12 protein-coding genes are annotated in these 13,397 nt (G+C 68.3%); 7 read left to right on the plus strand and 5 right to left on the minus strand.

The annotated features are described in order from the left end of the window. Positions 1-46 precede the first annotated feature (46 nt). The 3 genes from OYT95_RS08055 to OYT95_RS08065 all read left to right on the plus strand — a co-directional run bounded on the left by OYT95_RS08055 (position 47) and on the right by OYT95_RS08065 (position 3,275). Positions 47-1,222: an aminotransferase class V-fold PLP-dependent enzyme gene (locus tag OYT95_RS08055; RefSeq protein ID WP_128639366.1), complete on the plus strand. Its 1,176-nt coding sequence runs from the start codon at positions 47-49 to the stop codon at positions 1,220-1,222. 40 nt (positions 1,223-1,262) lie between these two features. Continuing rightward, entirely contained in the window at positions 1,263-1,706 is a 444-nt protein-coding gene (locus OYT95_RS08060) for a PPOX class F420-dependent oxidoreductase (protein WP_268791153.1), read from the plus strand. Between the two features lie 96 nt (positions 1,707-1,802). Further along, complete coding sequence (locus OYT95_RS08065; RefSeq protein WP_268791154.1) at positions 1,803-3,275, plus strand: FAD-dependent oxidoreductase; 1,473 nt, start codon at positions 1,803-1,805, stop codon at positions 3,273-3,275. 6 nt (positions 3,276-3,281) lie between these two features. Here OYT95_RS08065 and OYT95_RS08070 read toward each other — a convergent pair whose 3' ends face one another. Together OYT95_RS08070 and OYT95_RS08075 are read right to left on the minus strand one after the other, a co-directional pair. Beyond that, positions 3,282-4,532, minus strand: coding sequence for a GAF domain-containing protein (locus tag OYT95_RS08070; protein WP_052033788.1), 1,251 nt, complete (start codon positions 4,530-4,532; stop codon positions 3,282-3,284). Between the two features lie 348 nt (positions 4,533-4,880). Continuing rightward, the gene (locus OYT95_RS08075) at positions 4,881-5,039 is read right to left on the minus strand and encodes a hypothetical protein (RefSeq protein WP_268791155.1); all 159 of its coding nucleotides are present in this window, start codon (positions 5,037-5,039) and stop codon (positions 4,881-4,883) included. A 288-nt stretch (positions 5,040-5,327) separates the two neighbouring features. On the opposite strand from OYT95_RS08075, the gene OYT95_RS08080 reads away from it, so the two are divergent. Together OYT95_RS08080 and pth are read left to right on the plus strand one after the other, a co-directional pair. Further along, positions 5,328-5,954 carry a 50S ribosomal protein L25/general stress protein Ctc gene (locus OYT95_RS08080; protein WP_128639368.1) on the plus strand — a complete coding sequence of 209 codons (627 nt, stop codon included), beginning with the start codon at positions 5,328-5,330 and terminating at the stop codon, positions 5,952-5,954. A gap of 107 nt (positions 5,955-6,061) precedes the next feature. Beyond that, positions 6,062-6,634, plus strand: a complete 573-nt coding sequence (gene pth / locus OYT95_RS08085) for an aminoacyl-tRNA hydrolase (protein ID WP_037243869.1) — start codon at positions 6,062-6,064, stop codon at positions 6,632-6,634. A 66-nt stretch (positions 6,635-6,700) separates the two neighbouring features. Here the strand turns inward: pth and OYT95_RS08090 are convergent, their stop codons facing one another. Next, complete coding sequence (locus tag OYT95_RS08090; RefSeq protein WP_128639369.1) at positions 6,701-8,332, minus strand: fatty acyl-AMP ligase; 1,632 nt, start codon at positions 8,330-8,332, stop codon at positions 6,701-6,703. Between the two features lie 212 nt (positions 8,333-8,544). Here OYT95_RS08090 and OYT95_RS08095 point away from each other — a divergent pair, with 212 nt between their 5' ends. Beyond that, positions 8,545-10,248 (plus strand): peptide chain release factor 3, encoded by a 1,704-nt coding sequence (locus tag OYT95_RS08095; RefSeq protein ID WP_128639370.1) that lies wholly within the window; start codon positions 8,545-8,547, stop codon positions 10,246-10,248. Between the two features lie 68 nt (positions 10,249-10,316). Here the strand turns inward: OYT95_RS08095 and OYT95_RS08100 are convergent, their stop codons facing one another. Beyond that, complete coding sequence (locus OYT95_RS08100; protein WP_037244248.1) at positions 10,317-11,222, minus strand: 5-dehydro-4-deoxyglucarate dehydratase; 906 nt, start codon at positions 11,220-11,222, stop codon at positions 10,317-10,319. A gap of 52 nt (positions 11,223-11,274) precedes the next feature. Next, on the minus strand, positions 11,275-12,354 hold the full coding sequence (locus OYT95_RS08105) for an ABC transporter ATP-binding protein (protein ID WP_037244246.1): 1,080 nt from the start codon (positions 12,352-12,354) through the stop codon (positions 11,275-11,277). 173 nt (positions 12,355-12,527) lie between these two features. On the opposite strand from OYT95_RS08105, the gene OYT95_RS08110 reads away from it, so the two are divergent. Further along, positions 12,528-13,352 (plus strand): NAD-dependent epimerase/dehydratase family protein, encoded by an 825-nt coding sequence (locus OYT95_RS08110; RefSeq protein WP_037243863.1) that lies wholly within the window; start codon positions 12,528-12,530, stop codon positions 13,350-13,352. The last annotated feature ends 45 nt before the right edge of the window (positions 13,353-13,397 follow it).

Here is a 13,397-nt window from a genome sequence, read left to right on the forward strand (position 1 = left end):
ACGGGTACGTTCGAGTCCATTCACTGCAAATAGGGAGGTATCGGACATGCTCGACCTCGAGCAGGCGCGACGGGACACCCCGGGCTGCCTCGACAAGGTGTTCCTCGACAGCGCGGGCTCCTCGCTTCCGCCGACCCCCGTCCTGGATGCCGTGTTCGCGCACCTGCGCCGGGAGGCCGACGTCGGCGGCTACGTCGCGGCCGCCGAACGGGCCGACGATCTCGCGGCCGTGAAGTCGTCCCTGGGCCGGCTGATCGGGGCGAGCGCCGACAGCATCGCCCTGGTGGACAGTGCCACCACCGCCTGGAACGACTTCTTCCATGCCGTCCCGCTCCGGGCCGGCGATCGCGTGCTGATCTCGGAGGTCGAGTACGCCAGCAACGCCATCGCCGTCCTGCAGCGGGCGCGGTCCGTGGGCGCGACGGTCGACGTGATCCCCAGCGACACCGCAGGCCAGATCGATGTCGCCGCCCTGGAGGCGCTTCTCGACGATCGGGTTCGTCTCGTGTCCCTCGTGCACGTGCCGACCAACGGCGGCCTGGTCAACCCCGTCCGTGAGGTGTCGGAGCTGGCACATTCGCACGGCGCGCTGGTGCTGCTCGACGCGTGCCAGTCCGTCGGTCAGATCGCCCTCGACGTGGGCCAACTGGGCGTCGACGCACTCTCCGCCACGGGCCGCAAATGGCTCCGCGCGCCGCGTGGCACCGGCTTCCTGTACGTCCGGCCGGAACTGGCCTCGACCCTCGAGCCTGCCGCCCTCGACCTGCACAGCGCGGAGTGGACCGCGGCCGATGCGTACCGGCTCGCGACCGATGCGAGCCGGTTCGAATTCTGGGAGTGCGACGTCGCCGCACGCCTCGGTCTCGGGGTGGCGGCCGACTATCTCCTCGACCTCGGTGTGGACGACGTCGAGGCGGCCGTTGCGGCCGGGGCCGAGCACCTCCGGTCGGGGCTCGCGGCGATCCCCGGTGTCACCGTGCGCGATCTCGGCGCCCGCCGCTGCGGAATCGTCTCGTTCACCGTCGACGGGTTCGATCCGGGCGACGTCCGGAAGCAGCTGGCCGCCCGCAACGTCACCGTCACGGCCAGCCTGCGCGGATCGACACTGCTGGACATGAGCGCCCGCGGACTGGACGCGGTGGTGCGGGCGTCGCCGCACTATTTCTGCTCCCCGGACGACCTCGACCGGTTCCTCGCGGAGGTGCGGACACTCGCGAACTAGGCGCAGTAGGCTGAATTCACCCGAGAACCAGGACTTCGCGATGACGGACCAGGGATCACCGGCGCTGCCACGCTTCGCTGCGGAGAAGGTCGTGCAATTGCAGACGCGCAAACGCGACGGCTCGTGGGTGGACACTCCCGTCAATTTCGCCGTGAAGGGCGATCGGGCGTACTTCCGCACCCCGGGCCGGGCGTCCAAGAACAAGCGGCTGCGCAATTTCCCGGACGTCCGGATCCGCCCGTGCACGTGGTCCGGCAAGCCGACGGGTCCGCAGGCGCAGGCCACGGCGCGACTGCTGTCCGGTGAGGAGGCGCGGGCCGCGGGCGCCCTGATCGACGAGAAGTACCCGGTGGTGCAGCGGATCGGGGTGCATCTCGCGCACCGGCTGGCACGCACGTCGACGCTGCACTACGAGCTGTCCGGCGTGACGGACCTCCCCGGACAGCCGGGCCCTCGCCGACCTCCGGACTCGACGTCCCACTGACCGGGAGATCCACCGAATCGGGTTTTGTAACAGGTTACAGTTTGAGGGTAACCCACGTCACACCTCGCCTGTGACCGCCCGAGAGGACTTCCACCCATGGTCGACGCCACACCGATCCGCCCCCGGTCCGCAGCAACGGTCGCCGATTGGGATTACGAGGCCGACGTCGTGGTCGCCGGTTACGGCATCGCCGGTGTGTCCGCCTCCATCGAGGCCGCGCGCGCCGGCGCCGACGTCCTGGTCCTCGAACGCACCAGCGGTTGGGGCGGCGCCGCCGCTCTCGCCGGCGGCTTCATCTACCTCGGCGGAGGGACGCCGCTGCAGAAGGCGTGCGGGTTCGACGACTCCCCCGAGAACATGAAGACGTTCATGATGGCCGCGCTCGGCCCGGGGGCCGACGAGGAGAAGATCACCGACTACTGCGACGGCAGCGTCGAGCACTACAACTGGCTCGTCGACTGCGGTGTCCCGTTCAAGGAAAGCTTCTGGGGCGAACCCGGCTGGGAACCCCCGTTCGACGACGGACTCATGTACTCCGGCGGCGAGAACGCGGCGCCTTTCAACGAGATCGCGACCCCCGCACCGCGCGGCCACGTTCCGCAGATGGACGGCAAGCGGACCGGCGAGAAGGGCGGCGGCTACATGCTGATGAAGCCGCTCGTCGAGACCGCCGAAAAGCTCGGGGTCCGAGCCGAATACGACATGCGCGTCCAGACTCTCGTCACGGACGACACCGGTCGCGTCGTCGGGATCGTCGCCAAGCAGTACGGCAAGGAAGTGGCAGTCCGGGCGCGCCGCGGCGTCGTCCTCGCCACCGGCAGCTTCGCCTACAACGACAAGATGATCGAGGCCCACGCGCCGCGGCTCATCGGCCGCCCCGGTGCCGCCATCGAGGAACACGACGGACGGTCGATCCTCATGGCGCAGGCCCTCGGCGCCGATCTCGCCCACATGGACGCCACCGAGGTCGCGTTCGTCTGCGACCCCCAGTTGATCGTCCGCGGCATCCTCGTCAACGGCCGGGGGCAGCGCTACGTCCCGGAAGACACCTACTCCGGGCGGATCGGCCAGATGACCCTGTTCCACCAGGACAACCAGGCGTTCCTCATCATCGACGAGGCGTCGTACGAGGAGGGCGCGGCCGCCACCACGGCCACGCCGTTCCTGCGCGTCCAGCCGAAGTGGGCGGCGGAGACCGTCGAGGAACTCGAATCCGACATGGGCCTGCCCGCCGGCGCACTGCAGTCGACCGTCGAGGTGTACAACAAGCACGCCGCCGCAGGATCGGACCCGTTGCTGCACAAGAAGTCCGAGTGGGTGAAGCCGATCGGCACCCCCGTCGCGGCACTCGACCTGCGCGGGTTCACCCTCGGCTTCACTCTCGGCGGACTGCGGACCACCGTGAACTCCGAGGTACTGCACGTCTCCGGCGAACCGATCCCCGGCCTCTTCGCGGCGGGGCGGTGCACGTCCGGCGTGTGCGCGGGCGGTTACGCCAGCGGCACCTCCCTCGGCGACGGCAGCTTCTACGGCCGCCGCGCCGGCATCAGTGCGGCGGGGCAGGCCTGACCGGGCCTACCCGACGAGCCGGACCGTCACACCGGCTGCGAACCGGTAGGGCTGGGTGCTCAGTACCGCGCCGAGACTCTTGCGCAGACGCGAGACCTCGGCGCGGACCGCCACCACGTGGTCGCGGTCGCCGAACAACGCTTCGCTGAGCGAGGCGGCGTCGACGCCCGCCGGTCCCGCGACCGACAGCACCCGCAGGATCTGGGCGTGCCGGGGGGAGAGCGCCCGCGTCCAGTTGACGTCGCCCCGGACCGTCACGTGCGGCGCGTCACCGAGGTCGAGTTCCAGTTCGATGGCCGCCCCGTCGACGCGCCTGCGCACCAGCCAGCCGTCGCCGAGCGGTTCGGGCACGCACAGCCCGAGCCCCGGGACGAGCAGTGGCCGGTCCAGGCTCGGCGGCGCGACCCGCTCCGGCGCCGCGATGCCACTCGCCTCCGCGACCCACCCGTGCTTGTCGACGACCAGCGCCGGACCACCCGCCGACGCCAGCAACGGTGCCGCCCGGCCGCGCAGCTTGTCCAGTTGCGCCGTGTGCTCACGCCACAGCGTCGCCTCTGCCAGGCGCACCGCGGTACGGACGAGCGCGACCGTGGTCGGGTGAACGGACATCGCCGACCCACTGATGTCGACCACGCCGAGGATCTCACCGGTGCGCGGGTCGTGCACCGGCGACCCGGTGCACGACCAGCCGTGATGTGAAGGGGCATAGTGTTCGGCCGAGAACAGTTGCACCGCAGCATCTTCGATCAGCGCCGTGCCGATCGCGTTGGTACCGACCGCCTGCTCCGCCCAGCGCGCACCCTCCGTGAACCCGAGGGCATCGGCCGCTTTCCGGACCCCGCGGGATCCTTCCCGCCACAACAGGACACCGTCGGCGTCGGCGATGACCACGATGAAGTTCGCGTCGTCCGCGACCTGCGTCAGCGTGCTGCGCAGTTCCGGGAGCACCGTGCGCAGCGCCGTCCGGGTACGCCGCGCCTCGATCTCGGAGAAGTCGGCGGGCTCCACCTCCGCGCAGTGGTCCGGGCTCACCCCGCCGGCCTGCAGTCGGGACCACGACCGCGCCACCACGTCCCGCGGAAGCGCGGGCGGCTGCTGCCCGGACAGCACGGCGTCGTGCACCCGGCTGAGCAGCCGCGCATGCCGCGGCAGATCCACACCGGTTGCCACTGCGGTCAGCCGGTCTGTGGTCGGACGTTCAGCGCTCACAACGCCGAGGCTACCCCCGGCGCTGTGAGCCACACCACTGTCCGTCATCGGATCGGCTGCAACCCTTCCTCCTGAGCCTCGATCTGGACGGCCAGATACTTCGAGTAGTGCCGCGACCGACCGGCATCTCGGTGCCGCCGGCGAACAGCTGGAATGCTCGATGGTTCCCCCGAACGTGTCGGCGATCGCGATCTGCGGAATGTTCGGCACCCCACTCATTCCCGTGGCGGGACGACGTGCCGTGGGTGCAACGTGCGGGTGCACCGGTGGCGTCGTCATAGCTGCCGCGGGTGAACTCGGTTCCCATCCGCACGTCGAGTTCCATTGCGTCGGCGTAGAACTCGAACCACTTCGCGAGCCGCCCTTGGGCGAACACCGGCCAGTGGTCGGGGGAGTTCAGGTACGGCAGGTGGTCGTACCAGACCAGATCCAGGCGCGCCGCTCGCCGTCGTCGTCGCGCCACAGCCGAACGACACCGCGACCGCCGAATCCGGTCAGCCACCGCCCGGCGATGTGTCCCGGCTGCGGGATGGTGGCGTCGAGCGTGGCGGTCACCAGGTCCTCCGCCGTCGGGAATCGAGACGTTCGATACCTCTGGGATACGGGCCACGGCGCCGCGCAGCCCGCCCGAGGAGACCCGATTAGCAGGTCAGCGGGCCATCCGGTAGAGTTCCATAAGTTGTCTCGGCGAGGGTGAACCAGAAGTTCCCATTGACTGGCTCACCGTGATCGACGCGGCGACGGCTCTGCTCGAGCGTTTCGCTCCTGGCCGTCGCGTGTTCGTCCCTCGTCGACTCGAACCGCCCGCCAGTTACCACCGTGAGTTGTAGGAGCCGTTTCACCATGTCTGACGAAAATCGCCTCGTAGCCGCCGTGCGCACCGAGTTCGGCAAGGGTGCCGCCCGCCGCGCGCGCCGCGACGGCCAGGTCCCCGCGGTCCTGTACGGCCACGGTGAGGACCCCCGCCACCTGAACGTCCCCTCCCGCGACTTCGCCGCCATCCTGCGCGCGCACGGCACCAACGCCATCCTGACCCTCGACATCGAGGGCAAGGAGCAGGTCGCGCTCACCAAGTCGGTCGTGGTTCACCCGATCCGTAACTACATCGAGCACGCCGACCTCCTCGTCATCAAGAAGGGCGAGAAGGTCACCGTCGACGTTCCCGTCGTCGTCACCGGTGAGGCCGCTGCCGGCACCCTGGTCGCGCAGGACGCCGCCACCATCTCCCTCGAAGCGGACGCGCTGCACATCCCCGAGCAGATCGAGGTCTCGGTCGAGGGCCTCGAGGTCGGCACCCAGATCCTGGCCAACCAGCTCGAGCTGCCCAAGGGTTCCACCCTGCAGGCCGACGAGGAACTGCTCATCGTCAACGTCGTCGCAGCCCCGACCGCTGCCGACCTCGAAGAGGAGACCGGCGAAGCCGCGGCCGAGCCCACCGAGGCTCCGGCCGAAGAGGGCGCCGAGGGCTGATCCTCTCGCAACCGCACTGATGTCGGCGGCGCGTCGTCCCGGATTGTCCGGGGTGACGCGCCGCTGTCGTCTGACACGACCCCCTCACGCACGGAAGGACCCTGTCGGTGAGTGAAGACACCGCCCTGGTGGTGGGCCTGGGCAATCCCGGACCGCAGTACGAGAAGACCCGGCACAACGTCGGCTTCATGGTGGCCGGCGTGCTGTCCTCTCGCATGGGTGGCAAGTTCAGCGCGCACAAGAAAAGCGGCGCCGAGATCGTCCAGGGACGACTCGAGGGCCGTCCGACGATCCTCGCCAAACCGCGGTCGTTCATGAACCTGTCCGGTTCCGCCGTCGCCGGCCTGGCCCGGTTCTTCTCCGTCGATCCGGGCAATATCGTGGTCATCCACGACGAACTCGACCTCGACTTCGGGACGATTCGCCTCAAGCAGGGCGGCGGCGAGGGTGGGCACAACGGACTGCGGTCCATCTCGAGTGCACTCGGCACCAAGGACTATCTGCGCACCCGCGTCGGGATCGGTCGTCCCCCCGGACGGATGGATCCGGCGTCGTACGTCCTGAAGCCGTTCTCGTCGGTGGAACGCAAGGAACTCGACCTCGTCTGCGAAGAGTCGGCCGACGCCGTCGAACTGGTCCTGCGCGTCGGGCTCGAGGCCGCGCAGAACCGCCTGCACTAGGCGCTTCGCGCCCGTGCGTGGTGAGCGAGTCCAGAGACTCGTCAACCACGCACGGGCCCGAAGGGCCTAACTGACCAGATTCGCCGACGTGGCGCGGCGGAGTTTGCCCGACGACGTCTTGGGGATGCTGCCGGGGCCGAGGACGGCGACGGTGCGGGGTCGCACACCGACCTCGGAGAACACCGCATGCACGACCTCGTGCTCGATGCGCTTGACCACTTCGGGGTCCTGGTAATCGTTGGTTTCGACCGCGACGGCGAAACTTTCCCGCTTCTGCCCCGCGTCGAGGCGGACGGCCACCGCGTTGCCGGGACGCACTCCGGCGACGGTGCCCGCGGCCCGCTCGATGTCGGTCGGGTAGATGTTGCGGCCACCCATGATGATGACGTCCTTGACGCGACCGCACACGACGACGAGGCCCTCTTCGGTGAAGTAGCCGACGTCGCCGGTGTTCAGCCAGCCGTCCGCGTCCTGCGCGGGCTTGTGCCCGTCGACCGTGATGTATCCGGGGGTGACCGCCTTGCCGCGGACCTCGATGATGCCGACACCGCGGGTCGGGAGCAGGTCACCCTCGCTGTCGACGACGCGCCCCTCCAGGTTCGGCACCATCTTTCCGAGAGTGGCGAGGGCACGCGCGTTCGGTTTACTCGACGGGACGGCGCGTTGCATCGCCTCGAGGAGATCCGGGTCGACGAGGTCGAGGACCTGGCCCTGATCCGGATCCGGGATGGAGACGGCGAGGGTGGTCTCGGCCATGCCGTAGACGGGGGCGAGTGCGGACGGGTTCAGGCCGAAGCGGGCGCCCGCCTCGGCGAGCTTGTTCATCGTCTCGGGGTCGACGGGCTCGGCACCGTTCCACATGTACCGGACGGTGCTGAGGTCGACGGCGCCGTCCTCCGCCTGCTTGAGGCGGCGGGCGAGCAGCGAGTACGCGAAGTTGGGGGCGGCTGTGACTGTGCCCTTGTACTTCCCCATCAGTTCCGCCCACAGCAGCGGCGTGCGGAGGAAGTCCATCGGGGTGATGCTCACGACCTCCGCGCCGACCTGCATCGGCACGCTCAGGAACCCGACCATGCCCATGTCGTGGAACAGGGGCAGCCAGCTGATCATCACGTCGTCCTCGATGGAGAACTTGATGCGGTCGATCATGGCGTACGCGTTGGTGTAGAAGTTCTCGTGCGTGATCTGCACGGCCTTGGGCGAACCGGTGGAACCCGACGTGAGCTGCTGCAGCGCGATGTCGCTCTCGAACGTCTCGACCGGGTCGGTCTCCGTGCCCTCGTTCAGCTCGGCCACCGTCACCACGGTGATGCCGCGCTCCTCCAGCAGCGGCTTGGCGGCGTCGAACGGCGCACCGAGGATGACGGCCTTCGCCTGGATCATGTTGATGACGGTCTCGGTGTCCTTGGCCCACACGGCCAGGTCGGTGCGCGGCGTCGGCTGATGCAGCATGGTGACGGACGCCCCGCGCATCCAGGTGCCCTGGCAGGAGGGTGCGATGTCGACGGGCTGACCGGCGAGGATGCCGATGGCGTCGCCGTGGCCGATACCCGTCTCGGCGAGCGCCCCCGCCATGCGGCGCGCGGCCTTGTGGATCTCGCCCCACGGCTGCCGCAGCGGCGCGTCGGGCTCACCCGTGTTGAGGCCACGGGTGCTGCTCGCCGCGGTCGCGTACATCTCGTCGGTGAACTTGCTCACAGTCTTCCTCCTGCACATACGGGTGTCCGAACGCAGAAACGGTGAACTCCGGAGCGCCCCGACGACTCACCCATATAAATCCCTCACCGGCCTCCGATCGTTACTCCTCCCTGGATGTGACTGTGCTGCGAGTACGTATTCGGCACCCGAGTAACCTGGTATGCGGCCACACGGCCTTCCTGCACGCATCACGTCCCCCGAGAGGTTCTTCGTTGACTACCCCGTCCGACTCGGCCGACACCATTCCAGCCGAGGGGGCGCCTGTCGCCACGTCCGGCTCACCGGAGGGGAAATCCGAGAAGGGTGTCCGGGCGGAGGCGTCGCGTCGCCGCACGTTCGCCGTGATCTCCCATCCCGACGCCGGTAAGTCGACACTGACGGAGGCTCTCGCACTCCACGCGAAGGTCATCTCCGAAGCGGGTGCGGTCCACGGCAAGGCGGGCCGCAAGTCGACGGTGTCCGACTGGATGGAGATGGAGAAGGCCCGCGGTATCTCGGTCAGCTCCACGGCCCTGCAGTTCAACTACCGCTCCACCGAGGCGTCGGCGGACGACCCCGTCGACAACGTGATCAACCTGGTGGACACTCCCGGTCACTCCGACTTCTCGGAGGACACGTATCGCGTTCTGACCGCGGTCGACGCCGCGGTCATGCTGATCGACGCCGCGAAGGGTCTCGAACCGCAGACGCTGAAGCTGTTCCAGGTGTGCCGTCACCGCGGAATCCCGGTGATCACCGTCATCAACAAGTGGGACCGGCCGGGCCAGACGCCGCTGGAGCTCCTCGACGAAATTCAGGAACGCATCGGTCTCACCCCCACTCCCCTGTACTGGCCCGTCGGGATCGCCGGCGACTTCCGGGGCCTGCTGCGGCGCGGCGAGGACGGTGCCCCGCGGGAGTACATCCGGTTCACCCGTACCGCGGGTGGCGCGAAGATCGCCCCGGAAGAGGTCATGGACGCCGACGCCGCCCTCGCGAAGGAGGGCTCCGAGTGGGAGACCGCCGCGGAGGAGAGCGAGCTGCTGTCGGCCACCGGCCAGGACCACGACCAGGAACTGTTCCTCGGCGGCCAGACGTCACCGGTGATCTTCGCGTCGGCGATGCTCAACTTCGGTGTCCGCCAGATCCTCGACACGCTCGTCGAGCTGGCGCCGCCGCCGCGCGGCCGGGAGGACGTCGGCGGCACCCCTCGCGAGGTCACCGACCCGTTCAGTGCGGTCGTCTTCAAGGTCCAGGCCGGAATGGACACCGCGCACCGCGACCGGCTGGCGTTCATGCGCATCGTGTCGGGCGTGTTCGAGCGCGGCATGGTGGTCACCCACGCCCAGACCGGCAAACCGTTCACGACGAAGTACGCGCAGACCGTGTTCGGTCGCGAGCGTTCGACCGTGGAATCGGCGTACCCCGGCGACGTGGTGGGACTGGTCAACGCGACCGCGCTCGCACCCGGCCACACCCTGTTCTTCGAGAAGAAGGTGGAGTTCCCGCCGATCCCGTCGTTCGCGCCGGAGCACTTCTCCATCCTGCGGGCGGAGAGCGCGGGCAAGTACAAGCAGTTCCGGCGGGCGGTGGATCAGCTCGACTCCGAGGGTGTCGTGCAGATCCTCCGCAACGACCTGCGTGGCGACGCCTCGCCGGTCATGGCGGCCGTCGGTCCGATGCAGTTCGAGGTGGTCGCGGCGCGGATGAAGGCCGAGTTCAACGTCGAGGCCCGGATGGAACCTCTGGGCTATGCGTTGGCGCGGCGCACCGACGCCGAGTCGGCCGACGAGCTGAACCGTCAGCGCGGCGTCGAGGTGTTCACCCGCTCGGACGGGGTGATGCTGGCACTGGTCAGCGACAAGTGGCGCCTGCAGTACATCCAGAAGGAACTGCCCGACCTCACGCTCGAGCCTCTCGTGGCCGCCGCCGACTAGTGTCCACGAGCCGCTGACGAACGCTTCGACCATCGACGGGGTCCCCACCCCGCCGATGGTCGAAGACGTTACTGCGCCAGCACCTTCCGCCCCGCCGCCACGATCTGCTCCAATTCGTACCGGTGCTGCGCGCTGGCGTCGACGAGCGGCGCCCGGACCGATCCGGCGTCGAGGCCGGTGAACGTCACACCCGCCTTCACCAGCGCGACGGCGTATCCGGGGGTGGTGTCGCGAAGCCGGACCAGCGGATGGAAGAACTCGCGGTTGAGCGAGGCGACCAACTCGGTGTCGTCCTCCTCGAGCGCCCGGTAATAGGCGAGAGACACATCCGGAGCGAATGCGAACGTCGCGGAGGAATAGAGCGTGACGCCGATGCTCCGGTAGGCCTGCTGCGAGACCTCCGCGGTCGGGAGTCCGTTGAAGAATTGAAATTCTTTGTCGCCGAGAGAATCACGCAGAGTACGCACGATTCGTGACGTCAGGTCGAGGTCACCGACGCCGTCCTTGAACCCGACGACCTTCGGCAGTCGCGCGACCGCGAGAGCACTCTGCTCGGTGAACTGACCGTTCGCGCGGTGGTACACGATGACCGGGAGGTCACTCGCCTCCGACACCTGCTTCACGTACTCCACCAGGCCCTGGGCAGGGGCGCCGACGAGGTAGGGCGGCAGGAGCAGGATGCCGTCCGCTCCCGCCTCCTCGGCGATGGCCACGAATTCCTTCGCGACGGGCAGGGCTCCACCGGCGCCGGCGAAGACCGGGACACGGCCCTTCGTGGCCGTGACGACCGTGTCCACCACGGTCCGGAACTCGGCCGCGGACAGCGCGTGGAACTCGCCGGTGCCGCACGCGGCGAACACTCCACCCGGCCCGGCCGCGACGCCGGATTCGATGTGCTGTGCCAGTGCGGGAAGGTCGACGTCGCCGTTGCTGTCGAACGGTGTGACGGGGAAGAACAGAACTCCGTCAAGCATGGTTGACTCCTTGAATCATGTCGGGTGTGGCAGTCGAAGAGCTGGGTCGCGACTAGTCGACGAGTCGTTCACCGGTGACGGTGGAGAACAGGTGGGTGCGCTCTGCCGCGTACGACAGGGTGATCACCTCTCCGCGCCTCGGCGGGATGCGACCGTCGGCACGAACGACGATGGGCTGCTTGCGCCCGTGGATGTCCGCCTGGCCGTAGACGTACGCGTCGGCGCCGAGTTCTTCGACGACGTCGATGGTGACGTCGAGTCCACTCCCGGTGGTGATCACGAGATCCTCCGGACGCACACCGAGCGTGACCGAGCTTTCGCCGATGCCCGCGATCGCACCACGCGGGACGGGGACCACGGAGCCGCCGAAGCTGACACCGCCGTCGACGAGGGGAAGTTCGAGGAGGTTCATCGCGGGCGAGCCGATGAAACCGGCGACGAAGACGTTGTTCGGGTGCTCGTACATGCGGCGCGGAGTGTCGCACTGTTGGAGCACTCCGTCTTTCAGGACGGCGACGCGGTCACCCATCGTCATGGCCTCGACCTGATCGTGCGTCACGTAGACGGTGGTGGTGGCGAGACGACGCTGCAGCGCCGAGATCTGCGCACGGGTCTGGACACGTAGCTTGGCGTCGAGGTTGGACAGCGGCTCGTCCATCAGGAACACCTGCGGCTTGCGGACGATGGCGCGTCCCATGGCAACTCGCTGCCGCTGACCACCCGAGAGGGCCTTGGGTTTGCGGTCGAGGAACTTGGTGAGGTCGAGGATCTTGGCGGCATCCTGGACGCGACGCTTGATCTCGGCCTTGTCCTCACCGGCGATGCGGAGGCCGAAGCCCATGTTCTCGCCCACCGTCATGTGCGGGTAGAGAGCGTAGTTCTGGAAGACCATGGCGATGTCACGGTCCTTCGGCTGGAACTCGGTGACGTCGTTGCCGCCGATGGCGATCGTGCCCCTGTCCACGTCTTCGAGTCCCGCGAGCATGCGCAGGGACGTCGACTTGCCGCAGCCGGACGGTCCGACGAGGACGAGGAACTCGCCGTCCTCGATGTCGAGGTCCAGGTGATCGACGGCGGCCTTGTCGCCGCCGGGGAACAACTTGGTGACGCCTTGGAATGCGACTGTTGCCATGATGGTGGGTGGTCCCTTCACCGGCAGGAACGTGCCGGACGATCCGAGTGGGAGTACGAAGCACGTGATTTGTTCACATACGTGAATCTTCGTCAAGATAGTGACTTCGTTTCGAAGTATGTACTACCGTGATGTGCATTACAAGGCTTACCCCCAGAGAGGTACGAGAAGACATGACCGACACCGCCTCGCGTCTGCTGATCACCGGCGCCGCAGGAAACATGGGCGAGATGCTGCGACCCTTGCTCCGCAAGCCCGGCCGCACACTGCGTCTGTTCGACATCGCCGACATCACCGACACCGACCCCGAACACGAGGAGTTCGTCCAGGGCTCGGTCACCGACCGCGCGGCCGTCGCTGCTGCGGTCGACGGCGTCGACGCCGTACTTCACCTGGGCGGACTCAGCACCGAGGACTCGTGGGAGAACATTCTGTCCGTCAACGTGGACGGCACCCAGGCGGTGTTCGAGGCCGCCGTCGCACACGGCGTGACGCGCGTGATCGCAGCGTCGAGCAACCACGCCGTCGGCTTCTGGACACACGCGGAAGCCGGCTCGAACCCGCTGCCCGGCGACGTCCCGCCGCGTCCGGACGGGTTCTACGGCTGGAGCAAGGCAGCGGTCGAGGCGCTAGGCCGGCTGTACCACGATCGCTTCGGCATCGACGTCGTCAACCTGCGGATCGGCTCGAGCTTCGACCGGCCGCCCAACTACCGCGGTCTCGCCTCCTGGATGTCACCGGCCGACACCGCTCGCCTGATCGAGGCCGCACTGTCCGACTCCGCCAAGGGATTTCACACCGTGTGGGGTATCTCGCGGAACACGCGCAGCTGGTGGTCCGCAGCAGAGGGCGCAGCCATCGGGTACGAACCCCAGGACGACGCAGAGGTGTTCGCCGACGAGTTCCTGGCCGACCACGAATGGAGTTTCGACGACCCGATCCTCCAGCGTGTCGGCGGCGCGTTCTGCGATCACCCGCTCGGACAACGGATGCGCTGACGTCGAGCCGGGGTGGGCACCAGCGGTGGTGCCCACCCCCGATGC

The organism is Rhodococcus sp. JS3073, from assembly GCF_026810085.1.
Classification (GTDB): Bacteria; Actinomycetota; Actinomycetes; order Mycobacteriales; family Mycobacteriaceae; genus Rhodococcus_F; species Rhodococcus_F wratislaviensis.

What these genes read in the sequence shown, in the direction of transcription:
- OYT95_RS08055 (WP_128639366.1), top strand. Translation starts at nt 47, where the DNA reads ATGCTCGACCTCGAGCAGGCGCGACGGGACACCCCGGGCTGCCTCGAC.
- OYT95_RS08060 (WP_268791153.1), top strand. Translation starts at nt 1,263, where the DNA reads ATGACGGACCAGGGATCACCGGCGCTGCCACGCTTCGCTGCGGAGAAG.
- OYT95_RS08065 (WP_268791154.1), top strand. Translation starts at nt 1,803, where the DNA reads ATGGTCGACGCCACACCGATCCGCCCCCGGTCCGCAGCAACGGTCGCC.
- OYT95_RS08070 (WP_052033788.1), bottom strand. Translation starts at nt 4,532, where the DNA reads ATGACGGACAGTGGTGTGGCTCACAGCGCCGGGGGTAGCCTCGGCGTT.
- OYT95_RS08080 (WP_128639368.1), top strand. Translation starts at nt 5,328, where the DNA reads ATGTCTGACGAAAATCGCCTCGTAGCCGCCGTGCGCACCGAGTTCGGC.
- OYT95_RS08100 (WP_037244248.1), bottom strand. Translation starts at nt 11,222, where the DNA reads ATGCTTGACGGAGTTCTGTTCTTCCCCGTCACACCGTTCGACAGCAAC.
- OYT95_RS08105 (WP_037244246.1), bottom strand. Translation starts at nt 12,354, where the DNA reads ATGGCAACAGTCGCATTCCAAGGCGTCACCAAGTTGTTCCCCGGCGGC.
- OYT95_RS08110 (WP_037243863.1), top strand. Translation starts at nt 12,528, where the DNA reads ATGACCGACACCGCCTCGCGTCTGCTGATCACCGGCGCCGCAGGAAAC.